Here is a 15,572-nt window from a genome sequence, read left to right on the forward strand (position 1 = left end):
GATCGTCAGGAGACACATAACAATGGGTTCGATCGGACGATTTCGCATGATGGTCCTCAGAACAGCGGTCATTGGAGCAGGTATCATCTCTGGACAACATCTGTCGGCGCTTCGGGAGTGTCCGAACACGACGCCGGTCGCGGTTTGTGATCTCGATGAGGAACGGGCGGGACGAATGGCAAAAGAGCACAAGACAGCGGCGTACACCGACATCGAGGAGCTACTGGCCAGCGAGCAATTGCATTGGATCCACATCTGCACGCCGGTGCAAACGCACGTCGCACTCGCACGGACGGCGCTCGCAGCTGGTGTCTCCGTGCTGATCGAGAAGCCGATCACGATGACCAGCGAAGAACTACAGGAGCTGATCGAGACAGCCGACGCGAACGACGCTTCGGTGTCGTCGGTGCACAATCACATGTTCGACCCGGCGATGCGAGAGGCCCAAACACTACTCGAACAGGGTGCGCTCGGTGAGCTTCGAGGCGTCGACGTGACGTACACTGGTGCGTCCTTTGCCGACGAGCCCAACCGTGGGTCGTGGACGTTTGAGTTGCCGGGGGGTGAGTTCGAGGAGGGGATCCCCCATCCCCTGTATCTCGCCCTCGGAACGGGTGGCTATCCGAGCGACGTTGACGAGATCGACGTTCAAACCGCGTTGACAACATCGTATGAGCAGTCGTTCACCTACGACACGACACAGATTCAGTACCGATCTGAGAACGGCACCCTCTGTTCGGTTCGCGTGAGTGCGGGCGGAGTCCCTGTCCACCGAATCGATGTACACGGCTCGGAGGGATCGGTAGTGATCGATCTCGTCTCCCAAACTGTCGTTCCACTCGGCGTGGATTACACGGCGTCGTCGATCCACCGCGCTAGGAACAACCTCGACCGTGCCGCTCGTCGGATGGTGGGCACGGCGACGGCGTTTTACGACGTTCTCGCTAACCGGTTCAACAACAGTTGGGAAACCGAACGACAGCTAAATTCGCATTACTATCAGATCGACGCGGAAGCCGCTGCGTTGATTCGGGGGAACGCTCCGCCTGTTCCGATCGAACAGGCCGAGTGGGTGATCAGACTGATGGAACTGATCCGTGAGGAAGCAGAGGAAGGGGCCCCTCTCATCTCGGCACAGCAGTCGTTTGAACGGCCGTAGTGATCTCACTCCGTTACACTTTGGAGAAACGACTGCACCAGTGCGACGTCAATGAGTCCACTTACGAGCGCTAGTCCTGCCCACACCCCCCCAGCAAGGGCGATCACCGTGAGCAAGGAGACGAGATTGGAAACGAGGGGCAACAACACGACGACGACGACGGACATGAGCGCTGTGATCGCGCAGACGAGCAGCGTTTCACGACAGAGGCGTGTTCGTGCGATCGGGAACTCCTGATCGATGATGTATATCTCAACGCCGATCAACACGACGTAGGTGATAACCGTCGAGAGCGCAGCACCGACAACGCCGATGACAGGGATGAACAACACGTTCAAGACGACGTTGCCGACTGACGCCCCGGTTTTTGCAATCGCACGATCGCGGGCGCGACCAACGAAATCGAGTCCGTCGTTGGTGATCTTATCGATCGCTCGGAGAACGATGTACACGCCAAAGACCTGCACGACGGGAACGGCACCGAGATAATCGGTCCCGAACACGTACCGGATCGTCGGCTCAGAGACGAGTATGAGCCCCGCGCCGGCGGGAAGGTACAGCATGACTGTGTGAACGAACGCGTGTTCGTACAGTTCCCCAGCCCGACCGAGCGCGTCACTCGCTTTCTGTTCGCCGTAGGCCGGTGAGACAGCAAAGCCGAGCGATGTCGCTGGCACTGTTACAAAATCGGCAATCTGTTTCCCGAGGACGTAGAACGCGACAGCAGCAGGATTCAAAAAGAACCCCACGAGGATGGTGTCAACGTTTTTGTCGAGCGTGTGACCGCTGCGTGTGATTGTGAGCGGGATGCTGTACCGGAGAATCTTCTTCGGTAACCCCGACTCCACACCACCCTTCCCAGCGTATTTGGGAACGAATTGGACGAAAATGACGCCCAAACCCACAGCTGCGGCGAGTGCGTGCCCGAGTACGTAGCCCGCTAACGCACCGATGGCACCCAGTCCAGCGAGTAAGAAAACGACAGTGAACACCAGTAGGCTGACGTTCGCCAGCGCCCCAATGCACGCGCTCCAGCGCACGCGATTGAACCCCTGAAACACGACTGTTGTGAACTTCGAGAGGGTCATCGTGACGATGTACAGCGATCCGATGACGAGAAACGGTTGAATACCTGGTTCGTTAGCTAACTCCGAAATAAACCCACTTCCCAACACGAACGTCACGCTAACGACGATGATCGACACGAGATTGTACTGGAGGGAGGTGGTGACGATATGAGGAATCTGGATCGGATCTTTGGTTTTGTACTCGGTGATGTAGCGAGCGGCTGATTTGGCGAAGCCGAGATAGCTGAACAACAGCCCGGTTCCGAGCACGGACAACGAGAGGAACAACAATCCGTACTCATCGGGAGAGAGAAAGTAGTTCGCAAGCACGATAACGATAAGACCCTTGGACACCATGCGTGCTCCTTCAGCGACGAGCATGGCTTGTAGACCGCGCATAACCTTGCGTGCAATTGTCACTGTCGATCTCGTCCGTGGAGACTGGCTGTGGAGGGATAGTAATGTGTGCATTATCCGGTCGATCGTCGTCCTCGGAAGCTGTCCGTGCCGGCGTCATCGGCCGTAGCAAGGGAATTACGATAGCGGAGCAGTCGGAACGAAGGGACGATGTACACACCGTCCCAGCTGTGGCGGGGGGTTCGACGAGGGGTACAGCGACCGTCGTTTTTCGGGCAGGAGTTGAACCGACTGTACAACCGCCGGTTGTATCGGCGTGAGTACAACACCGACGGCATCGATGTGATGGCCGAGGACTGGGACAACTTGATTATCCTTGATGCGTGTCGGTACGATCTCTTTTCTGCACAGCAACAGGAGTGCTCTGGAACGCTCGAACGACGCGAATCAAGAGGGTCACACACCGTGGAGTTCCTGGTTGGAAACTTTGCCGGTCGTACACTGATGGACACCGTGTACGTAACCGCGAGTCCGCAACTGTACCGCTGGAACGACCGGATTGATGCGACGTTTCATGAAGTCATCAATGTCTGGAAACACGGGTGGGACGACACCCACAAAACGGTTCTTCCGCGAACGATGACCGATTATGGGCGTCGCGTAGCGGCGCAGTACCCGAACAAACGGCTCATCATGCATTTCATCCAACCGCACTACCCGTTCATCGAGAACCCCGAAATCAATGTCGGGAACCGTCTTGAAGGAAGCGACAAGACGGACATCTGGGGACGACTCCGAGACGGAGACGCGGACGTCTCAGCGTCTGAGATTTGGGACGCTTATCGGAACAATCTCGATCGGGTGTTACCCGCTGTTCGAGAACTCGTTGGGACGCTGTCGGGCCGCTCGGTGGTAACGTCCGATCACGGTAACATGTTCGGTGAGCGATCTGGACCAATTCCGGTCGCTGAATGGGGGCATCCACCAGGGACGTACACCAAAGAACTCGTTACGGTTCCGTGGCAGGTCGTTTCGTCGTCTGAACGACGAGATATCCGACCGGAACAGCCCCACTCCAAATCGAATCAATTCCCACCGAGTACGGATCGACAGCACGACGACGACACCGATATAATGACAGCACAGTTATACCCACTCGGATATCTGGAATAGGTGGCGCATAACGATGTTCGTAATCAAGCAACCGGATTGACAGCCACGACCATGAGTGTCTCACCCACGTTCTCCGGGCGAGTCGTACGATGTGTCCCACCCCGACCAGAAGAGTCGAGACAACCTATTTCCACGACAGAACAGCTATTGGTCCAAGAAATAGCGGAATGTCCACACGAACAGCACTCTCGTGAGATCACGGTCCTCCGTGATTTCCGTACAATCGTAGCGTCCTTAGCCTTCTATCAGTCGCTATGACGGCGTCAACAGCACGGGGTGCTGGCACCCCAGAGCGCCAGACCGGCACGAATCCAGAGCGGTGGTGGACAAAGCCGTTAGTAACGATCGGATTTCTGTCGCTCACGGGGGCCATCCTTTCAGCGAAGTCCGTTCCTGCTGTCGGTTACGAACTGTCATTGTACGCCGCGACACCGGTACAGTTCTGGGTCGGCGTCGGCGTCGCGCTCGGGGGAGCACTGCTTGTAGCGTTCGTGTCGCCGGTTCGGTGGGTGCGATCGCTTGCGTTGGTGCTCGCCGCGACCGCCGTGCTTTCAGTTTTGGGACTGCCGTTCATTCGGGGGTATTACTTCTATGGAACGGCCGATCCGATGACACATCTCGGGCTGGCGAAGGATCTCGACAGTGGACGAACGAGTCCGCTCGGGATCATATATCCCGGAATCCACATGGTCGCCGTGTTCATCAATCGGATCGTCGGTTACTCTCTCAGACGAGCAGTACTGCTCGTTACCCCCCTCTTTGTACTCGTGTACATCCTGTTCGTTCCCTTGTGTGTGCGACTCCTCGTCTCCGGTCCGCGCGCGACCACGATCGGTGTGTTTTCGGCGCTGCTGCTGTTGCCAATAAACCACATTAGCACGCACTTTCGTGTGCATCCATTCACGCTCACGACGTTGTACTCTGCGTTCATCGTTTTCCTGTTGTTGAAAGCGTTTCTCTCGGGCGGCCGGTACGACCGGCGATCGAAGCAGTCTGAACCGGTAGACACCGTGGCAGGAACGTTCGTCGTCCTCGCCGTCGTGCTTGCAAGCGTCGTGTTGTACCATCCCCAGCAGGCGCTCAACGTTCTCCTCCTGTTCGTCACCATCTGTGGCGTACAGTTGCTGTATCGGTTGTTCCGCTCCGATCATCCGGTATCGAAACACCCACGGCTGTACGCCCCGACGCTGTTTTTCTTCGGCGTGTACGCGCTGTGGACCACCAGAACGTCGTGGTTCTATCGTCTGGCTGATAAACACTTGGGAAAGATCGCCGGCTATATTCGGGGAGACACCATCGCCGGAAAGCAGATCCAAGCGCAAGGTGATTCGATAACGGCCATCGGAGCCAGCCTCCCGGAACTGTTCGTGAAGCTCTTTCTGCTCAGTGCAGTGTACACGGCTATCACAGCCGTCATCGCCCTGTTGTCGGTCTCTCACGCGTTCGACGACGACGCGACGGTCCCCGAGAGTACACGGCTGTATCTCTCGTTGAGCCTCCTTCCGTTGTTCGGGGTGTTTCTTGTGTACTTCGTCGGGAGTATTTCGAAGATGCAGTTCAGGCATCTGGGCTTTCTGATGTTGCTTGCAACGCTGTTGGGTGCCGTCGGACTGTGTATCGGGTTGGACCGACTCAGCCGCTCCGTGTCACTGCCACGGGGTGGACTCCTGTTCGCGGCCGTGTTTGCACTCATGCTCGTGTTGGCGATCGCCCCCGCCTACCAATCTCCGTACATCTACAAGCAAAACGTGCAGGTGACAGAGATGCAGATGGAGGGATACAATCAGACGTTCGAACACCGGGCGGACGGCGTTCCGGTGCTCGGTATTCGGATGGAGCCGACGCGATACGCCGACGCCACCCGTGGCGTGCAGTGGCGGCTTGAGCGGGAAAAGCTGTACAGAAAGACCGTCCCATTTAACACTATTTCCCGGCTTCAGGCGACGTTTGAGTCGCCTCGATACGTCATCGTCACTCGATTAGACCGGGAGCGAGAGATAAACGCGTATCAGCAGCTCAGATTCTCCAAGGAGGGATTCCGATCGATCGAGCATCAGCCGGGCGTCGACCGCGTCATGTCGAACGGCGAAGTACAGCTGTACTACGTTGCAAACAGGTCTGAATCGACTTCGGGTGGCCCGGCGGCTACAGTTGGTGTGAACCGATGAAACTGCAGTCCATCTCTAATGGGCGGGTGTACGCGTCCCGTGGGCGCACCGTCTTCAGTGGGCCGCCCGGCCGACTCGAACCGCTCAGCCGTCTTCCGAACCCGCTTGCCGGTGTTTCTGGGCTTCGGTACGCAGTGACGACGACACCACCGTGGCGATCAGTGGTCGAGTGGGCTGTCGGTGCCTACCAGACGACGAACGTCTGGCCTATCACCGAGTCGGTGCTGGTGGCGACCGTTCGGAGACAGCTGTTCGCCTCTCACGACGGCGGTCGAACGTGGCTCCACACGCATCGACTGCCACCGTCCTCGGGTGTAGCTGGCGTCCTGCCGACAGCAGTGTGCGCCCACCGTGGGGCGATCTACCTCGGAGAATATCCGCTCGACGACGACGCCACGCCGCGGATCCTGCGCTCGGTTGATGCGGGACGAACGTGGTCACCGGTGCTCGAACTGCCCGACGTACGCCACATTCATACGATCTGCTCCGATCCGTACACAGGTGAGCTGTGGGTGACGACCGGCGACAGGGATCCTGAGTGTTACATCGGGCGGCTCCGGGAGGGACAACTCGAACCCGTCGGCGGTGGAAGCCAGCGGTGGCGTGCCGTCGCGCTCGTGTTCACTCCCTCAGCGGTCCTCTGGGGGATGGACTGTGTGTACTCCGATCGAAACCCCATCTTCCGGCTCGACAGGGCAGACATCAACGAAGAATCAACGCGGCCGACACCGGGCGTGGATTCTCGATCACCGACCGCGGAACGGTCACCGAGCAACTGCGGCGGACACCCGGCGCTTGACACCAGCCCGTCTCTGACATCGGTCGGCGTCGTTCCGAATTCGGTGTACTTCGGGACAACGCTGACAGTCGATGACACGCCGTGGGTTGTCTTCTCGACGGCTGCCGAAACCGGGGGCGACAGCACTGCCCCCAACCGTGATCACACCGACGAGGCGCGAACGAAGTCCGAACACAAGACGGCGACAGTCATCGCCGCCTCAGCAAGAACGGAGTACACAGATTGGTACGAACTAGCGCGATTCAGAACGCCGACACGACTGATCAAACGCGTCGATCCGGGTGGATGGGTCCCGACTGCGAACACGTACGTCTTTCTCGGGGCGGACGCCGATCATGGACTGATCATCAATCCGTTCAACACCGCAACCGATCACGGTCGACTCATCACTGTCTCCCCGGAAACGATCGCGCGGGTGGCTGAGAGTCAATCCAGATAACCGAGATCTTCTAGCTGTGCTTCGATGCTCCCACTCAGTTGTCCCGTGTTCGCCCCAGAATCAGCAGCCACCGTCATGTCGAACTGCTCCGTTCGTTCTGTAAGCAGCGATCGGAACCGATCGAGAACCGATGACTCCGGTTCGACAATGGCTTCCTCGATTCCCGTGCCTCGGAGGAGATACTCCTGTCTCCGTTCGCGGGGTTCGACTCGATCCGCATCGATCTCCGAGTCGTGGTGTGGCTGGTGTCCGTTCCTGTCGTGTGCAGACTGCGATCTGGCGGTGGGATCTTGCGTCGGTACAGAGGTTACGTACTTGTGGGTGCCATCGGACAGCATGCGCCAGTGGGTTATCTCTTCGGGGTCGATGTCTCGGCCGGTGTGGGGCACCACGTCCTCGATCAGAGCCGTTGAGGGCGTGGCTGGCAACGATCGGTCGAGCGTCCCGTCGAGAACGGTCTCGAAGAGTCGATGGAGTTCAAACGGTCGCTCGACGCTCTCAGGTGCGGTTTGTCCCGGCTCCTTGATGAACAACGGCACCATCGTGTTCACGTCTCGGACGTAGTGGGGCGGCGTCGCGTCCCGGTCGTACTCTCCGAGCGTCTTGCCGTGATCGGCACAGACGACAAGCAACGCGTCGTCGTACCCTCCGTGCTGTTCGAGGGTAGCGAGCAGCCGATCGACCATCCGATCGAGATAGCGCAGGCTGGCGTCGTAATATTCGAGGAGTCGTTCACGCGTCTCCCAGTCGATACTGGCGCGGCCCATGATGTTTGTGAGCAGTTTGACGTTGAGCCGACGGGCTTCGATCGCTGACGGGCGGTCGAGACCGAGCGCGTCGAACGCGTCTCGTGGCGGGTAATACGGGCTGTGAGCTTCCATCAGGTTGAGGAAGGTGAACGTGGGGGCCTCGCTGTCAGCGGTATGTGAGAGCCACTCGGTGGCACGAGAGACGAGCCGCTCGGTGAAAAACCGCCGCTTGAGCAGGACCAGCGGCTGTCGGCTCGCGTGACCGAGTGCGGTGTGGAGCTTGGAATAGAGCCGTCCTCGTCGGCTATGGATCGGAGTAGCCGAGCGGCTGATCTCAAGATCCCACTCGACGAATTCCTCGAATCCACGATCCAACCCCGAAAGCTGCCCAACCCACGGATTGTTGGAGAATCCAGCGGTGTGATAGCCCCGCTCTGTGAGTCGCTCAGCGAGCGTTGGAACGCTTGAGGGGATCCCGAACCCCTGACGGGTGAATCCACTCGTAACACCGTGTTCGGACGGATGCAGCCCCGTGAACATCGAACAGTGTGAGGGGAGCGTCCACGGTGCTGGAACGTACGCGTGCTCGAACACAGTCGCTTCGTCGGCCAGCGTATCGAGTGTCGGCGTCGTCGGCCGGTCGTGGCCGTAGGCCGAGACACGGTCTCGCCGCGCCGAGTCGAGCACGAGGAACAGAACGTCAGGATCGGGCATACCCCAGAGCGTGCACTGTTCGTAGCTTTGTTATACAGCCTCTGTCCGGCGTAAGCCCTTGGTACTCGGCGCTCACGCCGGTAGTTCGGCGTAGATCTCTCGGAGCGTCTGCTGTGTCGTGTCCCACGAATACGTCTCGGTGACGAGCTGGCGGTTCGTCCGTCCCATCGCCTCGGTTCGCTCCGGGTCTGCCACGAGCGTGGCGAGCGCGTCCGACAACTGGGTCGTGTTTTTCGGTTCGATCAACAGTCCGTTTTCCTCATCGATGACTTCTGGAATGCTCCCGACGGTGGTCGAAATGACGGCGTTACCGCCGGCCATCCCCTCTAGCAGCGCGATCGGCAACCCCTCGGCGTACGCCGGGAGCACGAATATCGTGCCCGAATCGAGAAGCGTCCGTTTTTTGCGCTCGGAAACGTAGCCGAGATACTCGACGGCGTCGTGCTGGTCGGCAAGCGATTCGACGCGGTCTTTGAGCGGCCCGCTCCCTGCGATGCTGAACCGAATGTCAGTCCCGTTTTGCTTCGTGTCCCGTTCGAGGAAGTCCTCGATGGCTCCGGTCAACTCGTACACCCCTTTCCGCTCAACCAGATTCGAGACGAACACCACGTGTTGGGTGTCAGTCTCGAAGTCGGGCGAATACTCCGATGGAGCGATCGCGTTCGGGAGCACACGGATCTTTTCCGCAGGAACACGCGTAGATAACACTTCCTCCCAGTATGGAGACAGCACGATGATGCGATCACACTTCCCGAACACGAGCGTTTGTATTCGATTAACGAGCCACGAGTCCGTCGTTACGAACGAATCGAAGGAGGAACCGTGGACGTGTAATACGACCGGTCGGTCCCAAACGATCGACGCGTACAGAACGTAAAACGCCGATCGGTAGAACGAAAACCGGTGTGAGGTGTGGACGTGAACCGCGTCCGGCGGTGTCCGAAACGGGAACCGAACTGCGGCCCACACTGACGCTACTACCGAGGTGAATAGCCACCATTTCCCCTCTCCTTTCGGATCCGACACCATGTCGTACACTGACGCCTCGACGGAGTCGAGATGGCGATACTGTTGCTCGATGTACTGGTGGATACCACCACCACCGAGTGTCCCGATGATGAGTAATCGATCCGGGGTCATCACTGCGGATCGTAAGCGGACACCCCCTTTGTTATTCTGTTTCAACAACGCGAGCGATCACAGCAGAACCCGCATAGCCATGTGCGATGATCAAATGGTATGTATCGGAACTAATGTGTCTGAACAACGTGAAACGAGAGGAGAGTTCCAAACCGTTTATGTGTGTGGTAGCAGTTACTACTCACTGTTGTCTCTCTTGGGAACGATCCCAGAAACGATTATGAGAGCAGAAACCAACACGGAGGCGACAATGGGGGATATGGATAAAGAGATGGGCCGAACATCCAGCGAGCCGGTACGAACCGGTACGACGGAGTTTCTGTACGACTCCTCTCGGCACTCCCTTGGAGTACGCGTTGTCGAGGCGGTTGGCAACGTGGCGGGAGTCGATGAGACGGAGATCACGGCGTCCCTGAACGCCGTAGTCGATCCGGAAGCGTTGAACGCCCTGTTCGAAGACGGTGCTGGGGGGGAAGTACGGTTCACGTTCGACGGATATCGTATCACGGTAACGGTTTCGGAGGATGGCACCGGCCACATCTACGTCGAGTAGCTGATCGAATCGGCTACAGCATTTCAGAACGATCAGCGCGTTGTGTAGCGACAGAATCGTAGCTAGTTGCTTGTTACACAGAACGCTGTGCTATGCGTCTGCTGGGGTATCGAAATCATGAAAGTGGTCACCTTTTTCTTTCGTGAGTATGTTCAGCGCAGCTGCTGCGCCGTCACCGGCTGAGATGACGGCCTGCCACTCCTCGGCGCGCACCATTGCTCCCGTCGCGTACGCGTTCTCGACGCTTGTTTCCATCGAAATGGAAACATCGACAGTGCCATCGTCTCCGAACGCACACCCTAACGTTTCCGCGAGGTCACGATCCGCGCCGGTGGCGAGCACGACGTACTCGCTCTCGTATTCGTCTTCCTCGGTGACGACGGTAAAGTCCGCCTCGGAGCGGTTGACTTCTGTGACGCTCTCTTCTTGGTGACGATCGACACCGAATTCATCGATCTGGTCTCTGGCGTCGTCCATGAACGCACTGCCGTCGACGCTGTCGATCCCGAGGTAGTTGAACAGGTGCGCTTTGTGCATCCACGTCGCATCGGTGTCGAACACCGCCGTCGACAGCCCGTTTTTCGCCGTGAACAACGCTGCGCTCAAGCCCGCGGGACCACCGCCGATCACTGTGACACGCGTCATGCGTTAGTACGTACGTTTGCCATGCATATAACTGTTCGATCGATGCCCTGAACACATCAATCCCCTTGCTGTGAGAGTTTGGGCGTCCTCCGTTCGTGCGCGTGTGAGTATGGGTGGAGTTCATCAACAGCAGCGGTGTCCCCACTCGCTCGTGCGAGCGACGTGATTGCCGACGAGAGGTCAACCATATCCGCGACATACCGATCGCGCTTTCGTCGCCACTCGGTTTCGAGGTCGGGTCGGTCAAGCAACCGTTCAGCCGTTTTGAGAACGGTGTCAAACGATCGGAGGTTGTACACGAGACCGTTCGACTCCAATTCGAGGAAGTTGCCCATATCGTCCGGACCGACGAACGAGTTCGACCGGATCGCGGGCGTTCCGAGTAGCGCTGCTTCTGTCACCATCGTCTGTGTATCCGCGACGAGTAACGACGCCTCAGCAAGCGCGTCGTGTAAGACGCCCGGATGGTCGTCGAACGGCCGGGCAGGCAGCGAGTCAAGCGAGAGGGTGCCCCCTTCATCGGAGACGAACACCGTCGCATGATCAGCGAGCCGTTCGATGAGCGTCCGGCGTTGTTCTTCGGAGAATCCCCCCTGCCCCACGTCGTGGTGGGAGCCGAACGCGTTGAATCGAATGAGAACGAATCGTTCGGTCGCTCCCAGACCGAGGCGCTTGCGAATGTTGGTAGACGGTTCGTACACCCCCGGATGGAGATACGCACTCTCTTTGAACCCCACAAACACGTAGTGGTTCGTTCCCAAATCCTTCCGGAACGCCTGTGGGGTCACGATGGTCCGGGCGAACGGCATCGACACGGCGTGATCTAGCCCGGTCGGTTCCGAATCGAGTATCAGTACAGTGGGGGTCCTCGTGAACGCGCCTGCGTGCGCTGCGTATGCGCCCATTCCGAAAATCACGTCGGGATCGAACGCGCGCGTGTGGGTCAGTATGCGGATGTAGTGTTGGGGGAGTTGTCCGAGCAACGACCACCGCGTCGTGTCACACGCGCCGTACACGGTGTGGTCGATGTCGTGCCAATCGAGCAGTGCAGTTGTACAGCCGTAATCACGCGCCATGACTGAAACTGCGTGTCCTTCCGCCCGGAGTCGGCGCACGACGTGCTTATACAGATGGACGTGCGCCGGCGTGTTCGTAAAGAAAACGTATCGCATGCTCGGAAACTCCTGTCCAAACGGCTTTGTTACTCTCTGCTTTCGAAACAGACTGGGAATGGATATCGCGAGCCTCGATCGTTCGTCGATCGGCGCGCGGTCGACTGACTCGGAATCAACGATCGATGAACCCCGACAAGGGGTGGTGTTCTGTGGTCTTATATAGATGCATTATCGAGAGCACGACGAACCCTACCAGAACACCAGTGAACAACTGCGCCGATGAAATCCCGGCAAACAGCGTATTCGCCCCGAAGATCACTCCGCTTGCGCCGGTGAGCAGGAGATAGTAGTGTGCCCACGCGTCCGCGTCATCGCCATCGAGATTCAGATACGGTTCGAACTGCTGAAACGTCGGTCCCAAGGAGATAGTTCCTCGCGCCTTGTTGAACTCGACCGCCCCCGTGTCGTCCATCTTCGGGAGGTGACACTGGTACAGACCGACGTACACGCGCTTGCGCTCACGAGAGGTGAGCGCCGACTCCGTCGTATCGTTTTCGAGCGCAGCGATGTGTTCGGCAAGCGCACCGATCGTCACTGGATTGTCGCGTTCAACGAGGTACTGAAGGGTCCGGCGTCGGCGCTGATTTTTCAACACCTCAAAGATCCGATCCGGACCGAGCGCCGGACCAACACCGTCGTCACTCCCGTCACCATCGACGCCGACATCCGTCGAACTGTCGTCTTCGACCGACTGAGACTGCGTATCGTTCGGCGTCTTGGTACTCATCGATACCACCTGTCGCACACGCAGATGGCCGATAGCGGTACGACTCTCAAACTACACATTTTTGCTGATCGCATGTCTCTCAATACCCGGTGCTCGTGTGCCCCGACACTGTGAGTAGTGGGCAGCTACCGCGGCGGAATATATTAGGTCGAGGACTTACTTGTAATTAATTGTCGGTTTAACTGGTTGTCGAGTTTGAATCGATAGAAAGCAATTATTTTCTCTAAAATCAATTCTGAATTTTCCCAGTAGCCCGTGAGGGTGCTACCGAACATCCACCACGCGTACTGAAATCTCTCGGTAGAACACATCATTTATCGTGATGTCTGGTAAGAATATCCCGTAGATTAATAAAAAATGACAGGGTGCTGGGGATCGAACCGGCGCATAGTGACATGGGAGTTGAGATCGAGCGTGTCAAGGAGACCGAAACGTGGAATCGACTCGTCGAGCGGTCCCCCCAGACGTGTCTCTTTCATCGGGATGAGGCGTTATCGATTCAGGCAGATCACACCGGGGCAGACGTTCATCGGTTAGTGGGGTACGTTGGGGAAGAGCCGATCGGGGTGTTTCCGTTGTTCGAACTGTCGCGGGGACCGGTCCGGTTACTGTTTTCACCACCGCCGGAGCTTCGGGTCACCTACTTGGGTCCCGCGTTGCTGAATGGGGGCGGACTGAAACAGCGGAAGCGAGAACGCCGTCAACACGAGTTCATCGAGGGGTGTTTCGAGTGGGCGAAATCGGCGTTCAATCCCCGATACGGGCATCTTCGAATTCACAGCTGTTATGAGGATATCCGTCCGTTCCTCTGGAACGATTGTGAGGTGACGCCGTCGTACACGTATCTCGTAGATCTCACGCAGGGGACGGACGATCTATTGATGTCGTTCAGTCGGGACGCACGGAGCAACATTCGTGACGCAGCAGAAGCGTCGTACACGATCGAAGAAGGCGGTCGAACCGCGATCTACGATATCGTTGAACAGGTAGACCGACGGTACGCGCGTCAGGGCATAAGCTACCACGTCACGCCCGCCTTTGTGACGGAACTGGCGAACAGTCTTCCGGAGGGAGCAGTGCGCCCGTACACGCTTCGGATCGATGGCGAGTTCATTGGCGGACTGATCGCGCTTGATGACGGCGAAACCGTTTATCGGTGGCAGGGAGGCGTTCGATCCGATACGTCGACCGACGTGCCCGTCAACGACCTACTCGACTGGCACGTCATGACCGAAGCGATCGATCGAGACCGGTCTGCCTACGATCTCGTCGGCGCGGACAACCCCCGGATCAACCGGTATAAGGCGAAGTTCAATCCCGAACTCGTCCCGTTTTACAACGTCGAACACGGTTCGACGGTGACCACGACGCTCGCACGCGCCTACCAGTGGGTACGGCGGTTAGCGTGAGGTTGGAACCGACGATCGGGGCTCGTGCAGCGCAGTGAGATACTCGGAGATGGCGTACGCCATCCACGCTTGACACCATCGCATGAGCGTGATTCGGGTGGTGTACAGCCGGTGTTTCCGGTAGTAAAATCGTCCGTTCCCGGCGTACAACTGATCGAGCGTCCACGCGAGGATGCGCCGGGCGAAGTCGAGATCACCGGCGTACGTGAATACGAGGATCCCCTGTGCGCTCGCGTGGATGTCCCGTGGATACGTTTTGTTTTCGTCCCAGTTCGGCGCGCCGGACGGATCGAACAGCGTCTCCCGGTAGAACGACAGTGCCCGGTCGATCGTTTCCTCGTACCGATCCGATCCGGTTACCGCCCGATAGCGGAGCAGTGACTCGATAACGAACCCGTTGTGGTGGTTGTCCATCGAGAGATGCGACGACGATGACGGATCCCGGTACATCCACCCCCCGAGATCAGTTTGGAGACCGACGATGTGGTCGAAGATCTGTTGTGCTCGGCGGCGGTAAGACTCCTTCTCGAAGTACGCATACAGATCGATGAGCATCCGGGCACCGATCGCCCCTGCGTTGATGGTGTATATATCACTCGAATGATTCAAATGGTAGTTGATGACGGCCCCATCGTTAACGGTACGGTAGTCGAGATCTTCGACGATGAACTGTTCGGCCGTCTGTGCGATCGAGGGGTACATCGGATCGAGACCCCTGGCCGAGAGCAACGACTTGACGGCGTAGGACGTCGAGACGATATCCGGGTCGTTTGGTAGTCCCTTCCCGTCGATGTGTTGGATCTTATGGTTGTGTCCGCCACAGAAGCCGCTGTATCCGACGCTCCGGTTCGCAATGAGCCACTCATTGAGCTGGTACGCTTCCCGCTTATAGTCGACCTGCTCGGTCGTATCGGCTGCCTCGCCGTTTTTGACGACGGACTCCATGTCGATTCTATCGGTCGAGTTCCACTCGATCTCTCCGAGTAGTCGTGCCGTGTTCAGGTTCGCCATCGCAAACAGCGACGTTCCTTTGTAGTTTCGCCGTTGCTCGACGAGCAACAACGGCCGGACATTAATCGGTGGTCGTTTGGCGAGTTCCTGCACGAAAATGTTGAGCCACCTGTTGTCCACCGGGAGCATCCGGAGGAGCCGGCTACTCATCCCATCGCCGTAATCCCACCCCCGGTACTCTCGCTCGCGGGCATACGTCAGCGTCTCGCGCAGGACTTCGATGAGGTGTTGTTCGTCGTTCGTTGCGGACGTTTCTGCGGTCTGAGTCGAGATGCGTTGTGTCATGT

At 58.1% G+C, this 15,572-nt stretch carries 13 protein-coding genes; 6 read left to right on the forward strand and 7 right to left on the reverse strand.

Annotated features, from left to right (window positions below; all coding sequences use genetic code 11):
• Nucleotides 1–22: 22 nt before the first annotated feature.
• Entirely contained in the window at nucleotides 23–1,159 is a 1,137-nt protein-coding gene (locus EIK79_RS02280) for a Gfo/Idh/MocA family protein (RefSeq protein WP_221621654.1), read from the forward strand.
• 5 nt (nucleotides 1,160–1,164) lie between these two features.
• Here the strand turns inward: EIK79_RS02280 and EIK79_RS02285 are convergent, their stop codons facing one another.
• Entirely contained in the window at nucleotides 1,165–2,646 is a 1,482-nt protein-coding gene (locus tag EIK79_RS02285) for a flippase (RefSeq protein ID WP_124953512.1), read from the reverse strand.
• Between the two features lie 147 nt (nucleotides 2,647–2,793).
• On the opposite strand from EIK79_RS02285, the gene EIK79_RS02290 reads away from it, so the two are divergent.
• The 3 genes from EIK79_RS02290 (at nucleotide 2,794) to EIK79_RS02300 (ending at nucleotide 7,162) form a co-directional block, all read left to right on the forward strand.
• Nucleotides 2,794–3,756: a hypothetical protein gene (locus EIK79_RS02290; protein ID WP_124953513.1), complete on the forward strand. Its 963-nt coding sequence runs from the start codon at nucleotides 2,794–2,796 to the stop codon at nucleotides 3,754–3,756.
• 254 nt (nucleotides 3,757–4,010) lie between these two features.
• Complete coding sequence (locus tag EIK79_RS02295; RefSeq protein WP_124953514.1) at nucleotides 4,011–5,924, forward strand: hypothetical protein; 1,914 nt, start codon at nucleotides 4,011–4,013, stop codon at nucleotides 5,922–5,924.
• Complete coding sequence (locus EIK79_RS02300; protein WP_124953515.1) at nucleotides 5,921–7,162, forward strand: WD40/YVTN/BNR-like repeat-containing protein; 1,242 nt, start codon at nucleotides 5,921–5,923, stop codon at nucleotides 7,160–7,162. The genes EIK79_RS02295 and EIK79_RS02300 overlap by 4 nt, the downstream gene beginning before the upstream one ends.
• On the opposite strand, the gene EIK79_RS02305 is transcribed toward EIK79_RS02300, so the two are convergent.
• On the reverse strand, nucleotides 7,150–8,625 hold the full coding sequence (locus EIK79_RS02305; protein WP_124953516.1) for a sulfatase: 1,476 nt from the start codon (nucleotides 8,623–8,625) through the stop codon (nucleotides 7,150–7,152). The genes EIK79_RS02300 and EIK79_RS02305 overlap by 13 nt on opposite strands.
• A gap of 72 nt (nucleotides 8,626–8,697) precedes the next feature.
• Nucleotides 8,698–9,765 (reverse strand): glycosyltransferase family 4 protein, encoded by a 1,068-nt coding sequence (locus EIK79_RS02310; RefSeq protein ID WP_124953517.1) that lies wholly within the window; start codon nucleotides 9,763–9,765, stop codon nucleotides 8,698–8,700.
• 250 nt (nucleotides 9,766–10,015) lie between these two features.
• Here EIK79_RS02310 and EIK79_RS02315 point away from each other — a divergent pair, with 250 nt between their 5' ends.
• Nucleotides 10,016–10,318, forward strand: a complete 303-nt coding sequence (locus tag EIK79_RS02315) for a HalOD1 output domain-containing protein (RefSeq protein WP_221621655.1) — start codon at nucleotides 10,016–10,018, stop codon at nucleotides 10,316–10,318.
• A gap of 90 nt (nucleotides 10,319–10,408) precedes the next feature.
• Here EIK79_RS02315 and EIK79_RS02320 read toward each other — a convergent pair whose 3' ends face one another.
• The 3 genes from EIK79_RS02320 to EIK79_RS02330 form a co-directional block, all read right to left on the reverse strand.
• Entirely contained in the window at nucleotides 10,409–10,963 is a 555-nt protein-coding gene (locus EIK79_RS02320; RefSeq protein ID WP_124953518.1) for an NAD(P)/FAD-dependent oxidoreductase, read from the reverse strand.
• A gap of 56 nt (nucleotides 10,964–11,019) precedes the next feature.
• Nucleotides 11,020–12,135: a DUF354 domain-containing protein gene (locus EIK79_RS02325; protein ID WP_124953519.1), complete on the reverse strand. Its 1,116-nt coding sequence runs from the start codon at nucleotides 12,133–12,135 to the stop codon at nucleotides 11,020–11,022.
• 115 nt (nucleotides 12,136–12,250) lie between these two features.
• The gene (locus tag EIK79_RS02330; RefSeq protein WP_124953520.1) at nucleotides 12,251–12,865 is read right to left on the reverse strand and encodes a DUF7344 domain-containing protein; all 615 of its coding nucleotides are present in this window, start codon (nucleotides 12,863–12,865) and stop codon (nucleotides 12,251–12,253) included.
• Nucleotides 12,866–13,260: 395 nt separating this feature from the next.
• On the opposite strand from EIK79_RS02330, the gene EIK79_RS02335 reads away from it, so the two are divergent.
• Complete coding sequence (locus EIK79_RS02335; protein WP_124953521.1) at nucleotides 13,261–14,274, forward strand: lipid II:glycine glycyltransferase FemX; 1,014 nt, start codon at nucleotides 13,261–13,263, stop codon at nucleotides 14,272–14,274.
• On the opposite strand, the gene EIK79_RS02340 is transcribed toward EIK79_RS02335, so the two are convergent.
• Nucleotides 14,266–15,570: an antibiotic ABC transporter permease gene (locus EIK79_RS02340; protein WP_233737858.1), complete on the reverse strand. Its 1,305-nt coding sequence runs from the start codon at nucleotides 15,568–15,570 to the stop codon at nucleotides 14,266–14,268. The two genes, EIK79_RS02335 and EIK79_RS02340, sit on opposite strands and share 9 nt — an antisense overlap.
• Nucleotides 15,571–15,572: the final 2 nt, after the last annotated feature.

The organism is Halocatena pleomorpha (assembly GCF_003862495.1).
Lineage (GTDB): Archaea > Halobacteriota > Halobacteria > Halobacteriales > Haloarculaceae > Halocatena > Halocatena pleomorpha.

Bases quoted from the DNA above. Each gene is read 5' to 3' on its own strand.
- EIK79_RS02280 (WP_221621654.1), top strand. From the start codon at position 23: ATGGGTTCGATCGGACGATTTCGCATGATGGTCCTCAGAACAGCGGTC.
- EIK79_RS02290 (WP_124953513.1), top strand. From the start codon at position 2,794: ATGTACACACCGTCCCAGCTGTGGCGGGGGGTTCGACGAGGGGTACAG.
- EIK79_RS02295 (WP_124953514.1), top strand. From the start codon at position 4,011: ATGACGGCGTCAACAGCACGGGGTGCTGGCACCCCAGAGCGCCAGACC.
- EIK79_RS02300 (WP_124953515.1), top strand. From the start codon at position 5,921: ATGAAACTGCAGTCCATCTCTAATGGGCGGGTGTACGCGTCCCGTGGG.
- EIK79_RS02305 (WP_124953516.1), bottom strand. From the start codon at position 8,625: ATGCCCGATCCTGACGTTCTGTTCCTCGTGCTCGACTCGGCGCGGCGA.
- EIK79_RS02310 (WP_124953517.1), bottom strand. From the start codon at position 9,765: ATGACCCCGGATCGATTACTCATCATCGGGACACTCGGTGGTGGTGGT.
- EIK79_RS02315 (WP_221621655.1), top strand. From the start codon at position 10,016: ATGGGGGATATGGATAAAGAGATGGGCCGAACATCCAGCGAGCCGGTA.
- EIK79_RS02320 (WP_124953518.1), bottom strand. From the start codon at position 10,963: ATGACGCGTGTCACAGTGATCGGCGGTGGTCCCGCGGGCTTGAGCGCA.
- EIK79_RS02325 (WP_124953519.1), bottom strand. From the start codon at position 12,135: ATGCGATACGTTTTCTTTACGAACACGCCGGCGCACGTCCATCTGTAT.
- EIK79_RS02330 (WP_124953520.1), bottom strand. From the start codon at position 12,865: ATGAGTACCAAGACGCCGAACGATACGCAGTCTCAGTCGGTCGAAGAC.
- EIK79_RS02335 (WP_124953521.1), top strand. From the start codon at position 13,261: ATGGGAGTTGAGATCGAGCGTGTCAAGGAGACCGAAACGTGGAATCGA.
- EIK79_RS02340 (WP_233737858.1), bottom strand. From the start codon at position 15,570: ATGACACAACGCATCTCGACTCAGACCGCAGAAACGTCCGCAACGAAC.